The organism is Erythrobacter sp. 'gip.4 top 5' (assembly GCF_056495765.1).
In genome coordinates this window covers 155438-166812 of sequence record NZ_CP200270.1, presented here as the reverse complement: position 1 = coordinate 166812, position 11375 = coordinate 155438, and the positions used below count along the sequence as shown (strand labels likewise).

Annotated in this window: 11 protein-coding genes; 6 read left to right on the top strand and 5 right to left on the bottom strand. The window is 59.1% G+C overall.

The genetic code is table 11. From position 1 onward, the window contains the following. Positions 1-14: 14 nt before the first annotated feature. The gene (locus tag ACRANW_RS00900; RefSeq protein ID WP_479432697.1) at positions 15-770 is read right to left on the bottom strand and encodes a LysR family transcriptional regulator; all 756 of its coding nucleotides are present in this window, start codon (positions 768-770) and stop codon (positions 15-17) included. 224 nt (positions 771-994) lie between these two features. Here ACRANW_RS00900 and ACRANW_RS00895 point away from each other — a divergent pair, with 224 nt between their 5' ends. Next, positions 995-2248 carry a DUF418 domain-containing protein gene (locus tag ACRANW_RS00895; RefSeq protein ID WP_479432696.1) on the top strand — a complete coding sequence of 418 codons (1254 nt, stop codon included), beginning with the start codon at positions 995-997 and terminating at the stop codon, positions 2246-2248. 24 nt (positions 2249-2272) lie between these two features. Continuing rightward, positions 2273-3400: an alpha/beta hydrolase gene (locus ACRANW_RS00890; protein WP_479432695.1), complete on the top strand. Its 1128-nt coding sequence runs from the start codon at positions 2273-2275 to the stop codon at positions 3398-3400. 366 nt (positions 3401-3766) lie between these two features. Here the strand turns inward: ACRANW_RS00890 and ACRANW_RS00885 are convergent, their stop codons facing one another. Beyond that, complete coding sequence (locus ACRANW_RS00885; protein WP_479432315.1) at positions 3767-4132, bottom strand: DUF7668 domain-containing protein; 366 nt, start codon at positions 4130-4132, stop codon at positions 3767-3769. A 278-nt stretch (positions 4133-4410) separates the two neighbouring features. Here ACRANW_RS00885 and ACRANW_RS00880 point away from each other — a divergent pair, with 278 nt between their 5' ends. The 4 genes from ACRANW_RS00880 (at position 4411) to ACRANW_RS00865 (ending at position 7994) form a co-directional block, all read left to right on the top strand. After that, positions 4411-5409, top strand: coding sequence for a Vgb family protein (locus ACRANW_RS00880; RefSeq protein WP_479432694.1), 999 nt, complete (start codon positions 4411-4413; stop codon positions 5407-5409). Next, positions 5406-5807: a c-type cytochrome gene (locus ACRANW_RS00875; RefSeq protein WP_479432693.1), complete on the top strand. Its 402-nt coding sequence runs from the start codon at positions 5406-5408 to the stop codon at positions 5805-5807. Before ACRANW_RS00880 ends, ACRANW_RS00875 begins: the two co-directional genes overlap by 4 nt. A 429-nt stretch (positions 5808-6236) precedes the next feature. Continuing rightward, entirely contained in the window at positions 6237-7496 is a 1260-nt protein-coding gene (locus ACRANW_RS00870; protein ID WP_479432692.1) for an APC family permease, read from the top strand. After that, entirely contained in the window at positions 7497-7994 is a 498-nt protein-coding gene (locus ACRANW_RS00865) for a DoxX family protein (RefSeq protein ID WP_479432691.1), read from the top strand. A 6-nt stretch (positions 7995-8000) separates the two neighbouring features. Here ACRANW_RS00865 and ACRANW_RS00860 read toward each other — a convergent pair whose 3' ends face one another. From ACRANW_RS00860 to ACRANW_RS00850, 3 genes are all read right to left on the bottom strand, one after another. Further along, on the bottom strand, positions 8001-8306 hold the full coding sequence (locus tag ACRANW_RS00860) for a PadR family transcriptional regulator (RefSeq protein ID WP_479432690.1): 306 nt from the start codon (positions 8304-8306) through the stop codon (positions 8001-8003). 67 nt (positions 8307-8373) lie between these two features. Continuing rightward, complete coding sequence (locus tag ACRANW_RS00855; protein WP_479432689.1) at positions 8374-9081, bottom strand: DUF2490 domain-containing protein; 708 nt, start codon at positions 9079-9081, stop codon at positions 8374-8376. A 174-nt stretch (positions 9082-9255) separates the two neighbouring features. Further along, positions 9256-11118 (bottom strand): HAD family acid phosphatase, encoded by a 1863-nt coding sequence (locus ACRANW_RS00850; protein ID WP_479432688.1) that lies wholly within the window; start codon positions 11116-11118, stop codon positions 9256-9258. Between the last annotated feature and the right edge of the window lie 257 nt (positions 11119-11375).

Here is an 11375-nt window from a genome sequence, read left to right as displayed (position 1 = left end):
TCGGCCGCTCGCTTTCAAGGGGCTGGTGGTGGTGGCGATGCCACTGACCATCCTGCTCGGTTCACTGGCCTCGCTCTACCTTGCGAGTAGCGCAGAGACTCGCGCCGAGGACGATGTGCGCCGTGCCTTTGCCATCCAGCGCGACATTTACCAGGTCCACGCGTTGCTGGCCGAGGCGGCAACCGGCGTGCGGGGCTATGTCCGTCTAGTTCCAACGGAACGACAGCAGTTTGCGCTGCAAGGGGGTGGTCCTCCGGTAGCGCAAGGACCCATCGCTCATGATACAGCGGCTCGAGCTTCAGCTCCGGACTGACCTCCCGCTCCCGCACGAATGCTGCCTGGAGCGCGCCACGAGCGAGTTCTTTTAGCTGTGTAGCCGTGTTGAGCCCCCTCAACCGCAAATCGATTTCCGGATGGCGGGCACTAAATTCTCGGACGGCGGCTGGCACGAAACTCGGGTGAATCCAGCTGGGGAAGCCGATAGCAACAACCCCGGTGACACCGCGGGTAATCTTCGAAACGATGGAGAGGCCCTGCTGAATTTCCTCCATGGACCGTTCCGCGTGCGAAAGCAGCGCCCGGCCCGCTTCCGTGAGCCTTACGACGGGGCGACGCACAAGCAGCGCTTCGCCGGCAATCTCTTCCAACCTCATGATGAGCTTACTGAGCGTCGGTTGCGGAATCCCTAAACGTGCGGCGGCACGTCCGAAGTGGTTTTCTTGCGCCGTCACGATGAACGCTTGCAAATGCCGCGCCTCGACCTCGCTCATTCTCAAAGGTGATGATGTCATGGCTTTTTAAGACGTAGACGAATGATGGGACGGTTTATAGATAGAAATTTAAGTTCGTTTGGCAGGTAGGGCCGTCCACTCTCAGACGGGCAGGGATGCCTAACAAGAGGAGGCCTTCGGTGGAACAACCAATCGCCGCAACGCGTGCAGGCCAAAGGATAGCTCTTCTGGACGTAATCCGCGGTGTTGCCCTCTGCGGGATCTTGGCCGTCAACATCTTTGTGATGGGCACCGTGGGCAGCACCCAAGGGCGCAGCTTCCCGGCACAATGGAATGCTGACTGGATCGCATGGGTATTGCAGCGGGTTTTTTTGGAAGGGCCAATGCGCGGGCTCTTTATGGTTCTCTTTGGCGCAGGCATGGTGTTGATGCTGCGCAAAAGTGAGGGCGAGCACCCGCAAGTCGCGCCGGTCGATGTTTGGATTCGCCGGTCCATAGCGCTGCTGGCGCTGGGAGTGATTCACTTCCTGGTCTTGATGTGGCCGGGAGAAATTTTGTGGACGCTGGGGATGGCAGCGTTTCCCCTACTCGCCTTCCGCACAGCCCGGCCTCGGACATTGTGGGTTTGGGCGCTGATCATCATCGCCTGCCTCATCGCGCATCGCGCATACAGCACCAGCGGCTACATCGAGAGCTATCAGGCTGCTCTGGCGGGCGAAATTGCGCTTGCGGAGGGGCGAGCACTCACTCCACAGCAGAGCGCCGGCCTTGAGGCTGCCGCTGGAGCTGTAGCTTCGAACTATCCCGCATCAGAAGCCCTAGCGGCGGAGGTGGAGCAGCGAACTTCGCTCGCAACGCTAATCAGTTGGAGTGCTGCCGGATGGTCATTTCGCCATCTTGAGATCTACAGCTGGATTGGCGTCGCAGAGAGCCTCGCTTTCATGCTGGTTGGCATGGCTCTCTACCGCTCCGGCGTTCTCACAGGCATGGCGTCCGCGCGCGTGTACTGGTGGCTGCTGCTCGCCGGCGGCGGCGTCGGCGTTGGGCTGCGACTGGTGGACATGTGGTGGCAGGCGCGGACCGGCTTCGAGCTCGACATTCATCAGCTAAATCCGGCAATGTCGCTTTTGAGGTCGGCCTGGTATCAGCCCGCTCGCCTGGCTTTGACATTGGCTTATGTCAGCCTGCTTGCATTGCTGTGGCGGGGAAGCTGGCATGCCTGGACGCCGCCGTTTCGCGCCATGGGCCGCCTTGCTCTTACCGTGTACACACTCCAGTCGATCCTGACCTCTATCTTGTTCTACGCACTTGGGTATCTTGGAAAGTTAGGCGCCGCGGAGTTGTTGTTGACAGCCCTCAGTATCTCAATCGTCACGGCTGTGTTCAGCATGATCTGGCTCAGGTTTCGCGAGATGGGACCGATGGAATGGCTGCTCCGGGCATTTGCCTACGGCACCTTCAGCCCGACTCGCAACCGCACTGCAGCCGAAACGCTTGCCCGCTCACCTCCTATCTGACTTCTGACGAGGGAACTTTTGGCCATGCTGCGTTTCGCTATTCTAATTATCTGTTTGATGGTAGGTCAGCCGCAGCCAGTATCGGGCCAGGAGACGGCCGCACACGCGCAGCTTGCTGATCCGCAGGGCGAGCCAATCGTTGTGGGATCGGTTCATCGCATCATTTCGAGCGTCTATGACAATGAGCAGGTGCTGACGGTGCGGCTGCCGCGCGGTTATGCCGATAACCCCGACAAACGCTATCCTGTGCTTTTTTCGATCGATGGAGGGCCAGAGCAGGATTTTGAACTGCTTGCGGGAATCGCGGCCGAGGCTGAGTTTTCGACGAGCTTTGAGCCCTTCATCCTTATTGGCGTGCAGACTGAGGATCGGTACAAGCAACTGACCCCGGCGATGACCCGGCTACCGCTCCAGCGTCTGAAGGAGAATTTCGGGGAACGGATGGTGCCCGGCGGCGCGACCAAGTTCCGCGAATATCTGGCTCGCGACGTAGTTCCCTGGGCGACAAAGCAGTACCGTACCGAACGCAAGATCGTTGGGGCAGCTTCGCTGGGCGGCCTGTTCGTGCTCGACACCTTTCTTGAACGACCGGAGATGTTTGACGATTATATAGCGCTGACGCCCAGTGTCTGGTGGGATGACGGCAGGATTGTAGACGAAGCGGCTCAGCAACTCGATCGCCACGCATTATCAGATCGTCGCCTGTATTTGGCCATGGGCGATGAAGGTGTAGGAAATCGTATGGGCGACTGGCTGATGAAGCTTGTCGCCACGCTCGAGACGCAAGCTCCTGAGGGCTTGAAATGGGCGTATGTGGACCGGTCAGGCAGCGAAGAGCATAGGACGATGGCGCTGATCAGCTGGCTCGACGCGATGCGGACGCTTTACCTGACGCCGGCCCGCAGCGGCAGCCCGCTGACGCTTCTGTATGACGGGTTCGAGAAGCGTGAATATGCCGCCGCCGCCAGCGCAAGTCTCAAAGCAGGAAAGTGCACACGCGCGATTGCAACAGCGGTCACGTTCGAGGAGAAAAACGGCCGGGAACGGGAACTTTACGGTATGTGCGTGCTAATGAAGCCCGGTTCGCACATCACTGCCGGCAACATGGGGCCAAGCGATTTTGGGCGCGCCGTAGAGCCGACAGTTGATTAAATTTCACGGTTCGGTCCCTTCAGCCTGATCGCAAAACGGCAGAGCTAATGAAAATAATCGTTCCGCCCCCCCTCATACTTGGCAGGCTAGGGTGCGGTTGCTCTGACGGCGCTGACCACTTTCATATGGTCGCACCCGTCGGCGATTTCTCATAGCGGGCGAGCTGCCTTTAGCAGGTCCGCGAAAGTTGCTGCATGACACGAAACGACCCGATACCCTTGCCAACGGAGAGCCGTTCACACAGGGGTCGATTCCTGAATGGCAGGAATTTTCAGAAGCTAGGCAAAACTGCCATGCCGCTTTTGGGATCGAGCCAGGCCGCCGCTCATGACTGCTGATGGGTGGATTCCTGCCGCTGCACACCTCTCAGGGAACGTGAACGGAACCAATCTTCAAGCGCGAGCAATCTGCCTCGTAGACTTCGGCGTGCAGAGTGAGGTCGCTGACCGGCTCACTTACTGTCGAGAGGTCCACCAGCACCTCCCAATAACCGCCCGCCCAGCGATAGATGGAATGATGCCACGTGGCTTCATCGAGCGGTGCAAGGCGATCTCCATACGCGGCAACGTTCGCAGCTATATGATCGGCAGTATCCTGATCGACCGGCTCAACCCCTTCGACGTGCGACTTGCAGAGTTGGAAGTCGCCAGCGGCTAAAGCAGCAGCAATCTCTGCGAACTTGGCGCGCCATAGCTTTGGCACCGAATGTTCAGCATCATCGATCAGCGCCATCGGCTTACCTCCAAAAAAAGGTTTTGTATGATGCGGCCAATGGCAGCAATGGGGTCGCTTGCTGAAGGGCAGGAATTTTCAGAAGCGGGGCAAAGCCGCAAGACCGCTTTCAAGATCGATCCCGGTCGTCGCTTATGACCGCTAATGGGTGCTAATTTGAATGGCAGCTTTTCAAGCTGGCCCAGCAGTAAGGGTCACCCTGATGACTCCGCCACCCCACATGGTTCAATTCGAACCGAAACGTCGCTATGGTTCAAACTCACCAAGAGGAGAGTTCCATGCGCCGCCTGCTTGCCGTTCTAGCTTTTGCGCTGTCATCATCAATCGCTGCTGCAAATGATGCTGCCGAGCCTGCGAAGTCGAGCGAAAGCCGATATGCCGTCGATACGCGAGTGATCCAGCTGCCCGAAGGCGCGCGGCCCCATGACGCCGCTCCGGGCCGGCCCGGAGAGATCTGGTATACGGCGCAGCGGCAGGGCGCGCTGGGGATTATCGACATTGCCAGCGGGACATACCGGCAAGTGCAACTCGGCGAGGATTCCGCCCCGCATGGCGTCGTTCTCGGCCCGGACGGCAGGGCGTGGATTACCGATGGCGGGCAAAATGCGATTGTGCGTTACGATCCGGCCAGCGAAGCCATCGACGTTTGGAAGCTGCCCGAGGAGACTGGCTACACAAACCTCAACACGGGTGCCTTTGATGCGGATGGCGTTCACTGGTTTACGGGACAAAACGGCATATATGGCAAGGTCGATGCCAGCGGAGCGATGCAGGTATTCAAGGACCCCGAGGGCCGCGGCCCTTATGGAATTGACGCCACGCCCGATGGCGACATCTGGTATGTCTCATTGGCTGGAAGCCACCTTGCCAAGGTCAACCGCAGGGACGGTAGCGTAACTCTGTTCGAGCCGCCGCATGAAGGTGCGGGTCTGCGCCGCGTATGGTCGGATTCCGCAGGCGACCTGTGGATCAGCGGCTGGAACAGCGGCAAGCTATATCGCTACCGGCCTGTCAGCGACGAATGGGCCAGTTTCGATTTGCCGGGCGAAGCGCCCAAAGCCTATGCGGTTTATGTCGATGCGCGCGACGATGTGTGGGTAACCGACTTTGCCAGCAACAATACGCTGGTATTCGATCCGCAAACCGAAAACTGGGTCGCCACCATCCCGGGCAGCGGCCCCAATGCACAGGTGCGCCAGATCCTCGGCCGCGACGACGAGATTTACCTACCCGAATCCGGCACGAACAGACTGATGTTGGTGACCGTCGGAAAATGAGGCTCGCAGCTTTGGCGCAGATGGCAGCAGCTGGTTCATTGCTTCTCGCAGCGCCCGGCATAACCGGCGCGCAAAGCCCGCGCATCGCGCCAATCTTAGCCGGTGAGCGGGCCTTTCAAAAATGCTACTCTTGTCATTCGCTCAGCGATGACGAGGAAGGGGCGCAAGGCCCATCGCTGAAGGGTATCGTCGGGCGCGAGGTCGCTGGCTTGCCCGGTTATGATTATTCCCCTGCGATGCGCGCTCATTCCCAAAGACAACCACGTTGGACCCGGGAGGCGCTCGATGCCTTTCTTGCTGATCCGCAAGGCACGGTGCCCGACAATGAGATGGGCTTTTTCGGGCTACGCGACCCTGCCGAGCGCGCCGTTCTGATCGATTATCTGGCGACGCGCTGAAGGGGCTTCATTTAAACAGTCGCTCCGAGGGCAGCGACGAGTGGCGGTCGCAATCGACAGCCATATTGCCTTCAAGAATTGATGGATGAAAGCTTGTAAGCCTGAGGCGCCTTGCTGTTTCTACGAGCACCCGACCGCGAAGAGCACAACGAAAAGGCTGAGGCTCGACTTTCGATATCGAATTGGCTAATCGTTACTTTGCCGCTGCGAAGGAACCTTCGATATGAACCCGAGACGACATCGTGTCGCAGACTTTGCGCTCCGAAATCGGCACAGTGACAAAGTCACACCGCACTGTGGAGATGCGCAGGACGCAGGTAAGATGAGCAGCCTGCGTCATTTTCATGAAATGGTGCCGGAAAGTGCTGCCTCATGAGAACGGCACCACCACAGCAGCTAAAGCGAGAACTCGGCATAGGCGGCGCCGTCATGATGGGCCTCGGCTCCATGATAGGCACTGGGGTATTCGTCAGTATCGGTATCGCGGCGGGTGTTGCTGGACCGGCTGTGATCCTTGCGATCGTGGTCGCTGCGGCCGTGGCGACCTGCAATGCCCTGTCGAGCGCGCAGCTTGCTGCCAGCCATGCGGTCAGCGGCGGGACTTACGAGTATGGCTATCGCTACCTCAACCCGACATTGGGCTTCACGGCAGGATGGATGTTCCTGTGCGCCAAGACAGCTTCTGCAGCGACGGCGGCGCTTGGCTTCGGGGGTTACCTGCTTCGCCTTCTGAACATCGATCTGGGCTTCATGCCATGGCTGGCAATCGGCGCAATCGCATTGTTCACGCTGATTGTGCTCAGCGGTATTCAGCGATCGAGCTGGCTCAATGTGATCATCGTGGCGATCACGCTGCTCGCCTTGGGCGCGTTTATTCTGTTGGGCCTGCCTAGTGCGCTGGAAGATGGTGCAGACAATCTCACGCCCATATTGCCAACGCTCGAAGGCGGCGGCGGAGAGGCGTTCCTCTATGGCTGTGCCCTGATGTTCGTCGCCTATACCGGCTATGGCCGGATCGCCACGCTTGGTGAGGAGGTGAAAGACCCCAAGCACACCATCCCACGGGCCATCATAGTAACGCTCATCATCACCGCTGTTCTCTACATACTGGTAGCCTTGGTTGCGATCGGCAGCGTTGGTGCTGACCGCTTCGCAAACACTCCTGGCGCGCAGACGACGCCGCTGGAGTTGGCAGCAAGGTCCATGGATAGGCCGCTATTGGCAAGTCTCATTGCAGTCGGTGCAGTGACGGCCATGCTTGGTGTTCTGCTGAACCTCATCATCGGCCTTTCCCGGGTTGTGCTGGCAATGGGCCGCCAAGGCGATCTGCCACCGATATTTGCAAGATTGAGCAGCGGAGGCTCAGCGCCGCCGGCAGCGGTGATCGCCGTTGGTGTCCTTGTCGCATTGCTTGCTTCCATCGGTAGTGTGGAAACCACTTGGGCTTTCAGCGCTTTCACGGTGCTGATCTATTATGCGATCACCAACCTGGCCGCACTGCGGTTGCCGCGCGAGGATCGACTGTTTCCAGCCTGGGTTTCAGTTGCAGGGCTAGTTGCCTGCCTGTTTCTCGCTTTCTGGGTTCCGGTAACAATCTGGGTGATCGGGCTGGGCCTCATTGCCGTTGGCCTTGTGTTCAAGGCATCGGCTCCCCGCCTCTGGACAAAATCAGACAGAAACGGAAAGTAGATGAAAGAAAGTTGGTGGTTGTCGCCAGGCGAAGCGACCTGGTCGATCTTCATTCGCCTCAGCCTTGCAGGAGTGTTCATACTTGAGGGGCTTCAGAAGCTCACGCACGCAGACATTCTGGGCGCTGGGCGCTTTCTCAAGATCGGTATTCCATGGCCTGAATTGACAGGGCCGCTTGTAGGCTGGGTGGAACTGATCACAGGGATCATGTTCCTGGTTGGCTACGCATCGCGTGTCGCCGCGATACCGATCATCGTCATCATGGTGGTCGCGATTGTCTCCACCAAGATACCAATCCTGCTGGGGCGGGAATGGGCGATCTTCAGCTTGCGCGGCCTCGACCGTTACGGCTTCCTGAGCTTTACCCACGAGACCCGCACCGACTGGGCAATGTTGATGGGTGCGATTTTTGTTCTACTGTCAGGCTCGGGACGCTGGTCTGTCGATAACCGGCGCTGGCGTGGAGGGAGCACAGCGACGCCGCGATCGGAACCGTGAACCTTGTTAGTCCTGGTCCGGCGATTTGTCTGGAACAGCCACTTCGTGGAATAGCTCGCGCAACTTTTCCCGGCCGACCTCAAGCGCTTCTCGGCCAAGCGGCGTAGCATTGTAAATCCGGCGGAAAGTGCGACCATCGCGTTCTTTCCGCGAGGTCAGATAGCCCTTTTTCTCGAGCGAATGCAGCATCGGATAGAGCGTGCCAGCGCTCACCTTGTAACCGTGATGGGCAAGCTCGTCGATCATCCATTGACCGTATAGGTCGCCGTCTGCCGCATGATGGAGGACGTGCAACCGGATAAAGCCTGCCAAGATGTCGTGATGATCCATCGGACGATTACCATAGAGCAAATTCAGCGGTGTGGCAGGGCCGAAAGAGCTAAAAGCGGTAGAACATCGTCAGGCTTGCAATATGGTCTAGACGATCCTCGCCTGGTCGGAAGACCGCCTGATTGAGATAGCCCGGTTCAAGCATAATGCCTTTCGCGACCGGCACCGAAACACCCACGAAATTGCGCCAACGGTCCATCCCCTCGTTTGGCCCCCAATCGGCGTCATTGAGGTTGTAGAAGGCTTCGCTCCATACGACCAGAAGCGGTCCTTGTTGTTCTGTCAGCGGCATTTGCGCTCTCACCTGCTGGCGGAAACGCCACGCCAAGTCCTCCGCACCTACGACCGTGCGTGCCTCAATCCGCGTTCGTGCCATGATCGAAACATCACCGACCGTGCCGATCGGGAAAACGATGTGCTGGTAGATACGATTTTCGTCGAAAGCTGGGCGGTCAACCGGATCAGTGTGGACGAACATATAGCCTATATACACTGAGGCTTTCTTGCTTAAGCGATAGCCAATAGCGGGACTGATCTGAAATTGCCCTAACCGGCTTGCGTCATCCGTCAGACGCGGCTGAATTTCAGCCTGCACCAATATGTCGTCTTTGATTGGGCCTTGCGCAACCAGCAGAGTCCACTGCTGAAGATCATGATCCTGAGCAGCCAAGGGGCTGACGGGGGTGGACAGCAATAAAGCAACTTGGGCTAATCGGATTAAAGGTGAGCGGATCCCAGAAGTTGCTGCTCGGTTCATTGCTATTCCCACTGTGCAAACCCATTCCAACGTCTTGGTGCCTATTTTGTGGCAGCGGTTTCTACCGCAACACGGCCCATCATGTGACCAAGAATTTGACCGTTGAATTAATCCAGTGAAAACTGGCTTCGGCGCGCGATACCCTGTTTTTTGTCGATCAAATGCCCTGTGCAGTTATCCGCCGCGCTCACCCGGCCAAGCCCACAGATCAGCGCCGAGCAGGCAATGATCGGACAGAACCGCATCGGCCGGCGCATCCGCCATCGTCACATGAACAAGATCGCGGCGCAGTTCGACCAGCGCTCCGCCCAGCACGATGTTGTCAATAAACGCGGTGTAGCGTTCACCAGCGCGGCAAGGACGATAGGCCTCGCCTTCGCTGATCCGCGCCAGTGGAGCTACGGTGGCAAGTGCAGCCCACAAGCTGTCTGATGGCGGCAAACCTGCATCGATCTCGAGCCGGCGATTGAAATCGCCCATGATAGCAAAGGCCTCCCCTGCGGCCTGACGATCGGCAACCCATTCAGCCAGCACCGGCACCTGATTTTGTAGGCGAGCACAGACGACATTCTGACGATCAGATAGCGGGCGATCAAAGCAACCGCTCTTGAGATGAATGGACAAGAGGCGCACCGCATGCGGGGTATTTGGCCACAGTGTCATATCGGCCCCGGCGCGCGAGGCACCATCATCGTCGAGCGCCGTTAGGTCCCCGTTGCACTGGAACGGTATGCCGGTGCGAATGGCGAAGCCTGTCTTCTGGGGATGCGCACGATTTACGAAACAGGCAAGCGTGTAGCCGGGGAAGACGGCCTGAGCCGCTTCGGGCCCATCCACTTCCTGCACGGCTACAACGTCGGCTCCGGCACGCGCTGCATACTGCGCCATCAGGGCCGTGTCAGTTGCGTCATGCCGGGCCACAGGCGGATAGGGATCACGCGGGCACGGCAGCGCGCGCACATTGCTGGATGGTTGGCCTTCCACGCAGCGAGCCGAAAGGTCATCGCGCACTTCTGGAAGCATCAACCATTCCATGTTCCAGGTGGCTAGCCGCAGGCGCTGCGTGTCACCGGGGAGCAAGAGCCGCCCCTGCTTGGTTGCCAGCGCCGCCGAAGCGCAGGCTTCACCAGACAGTTTGGGATCAGCGCAGGCGATCCGGCTGCCCTGCCCGCGCTCCCAGCTGCCATAGGTGGGATTGGGCAGCACGAACCAATCGCGTCCGGTATGGCTGGAAATGGCGGCGAGAGTCGAGTCAGGCTCAGCCATGCGCATCGCGGCTGTGCCGTTGCGGCCAATGCTATCGATCAGGCTCTCTGCCTCATCGCGGGGCAGGAAGTCGGCGATGTCGTCACCCACCAGCGCCGCCACGCGGTATGCGCGGGCAACATGCTGGCGCCGCCCGGTCTTCTCGGCCCAGCCCTGCTGGTCATTGCGCAGCAGCAGCGCCGTGGGATCGTCTGCATAAGGCAGCCCCAGACGCTTCAACACCGCCATCGTGTTTTTCCGCGCTGGGCAATCTATATGCGGAAAGACTTGCGGCGCAGTAGCCGCCGGGCATTCACGGTTGGAAATGTAGAACACCCGAAAGCCGAGCTTGGCAGCACGGTTAAGTGCCTCGACCGCGCCCGGCACTGCATATTGCTCGTCCACCCGGGCGAGCCAAGCCTGCCAGCGCGCTTCCTCAAACGGCAGACCAGTGGCAGCTTCGGCATTGGCCGGGCTGTTATCAATTACCGTTTCATCAAGATCGACGATGATCGCTGGGGGGCGGCGGCGCACGCGATCGGCGGGGATTTCGCTAGCCACTAAGGCTTCGCCGCTGCGCTTCAGGCGCGGCAGCTGCTCAGCCAAAGCCCGCCACTGGCTCGCAGATACCATTGCATATTCGGGCGATTTCTGGATCCACAGCACGGCATCGAGATTGGCCGTGCTGGAAGCCGGTGGCTCTGCCCCAAGAGGTGCGGATTGTGCGCCGAGAACGCCAGCGAAGAGCAAAGCCGCGGCGCCTGAAAGGCGCATCTTGAGATGTGATTTCATCCGAGCCGGGTCGCACATCACCGGTGGTGAGACAAGAGTAACGAAATCTTGGAGGCTCCTCAGCAGCCAGGGCGTCATGGGTGAAGCAGCACAGTGGCGTGGCTAATGACCGGATTGGGGTCGGTTGCGGAACGGCAGTTTTTGCGATCGAGGGGCGATTTGCGGACATTCGAGGCCTAACTCATTGGGCTTTTGCGAATTGTGATAGCGTCCGTTTTGGGACCGTTTGGTCCGACCGCTTCGTCTGGTAGGGCGCG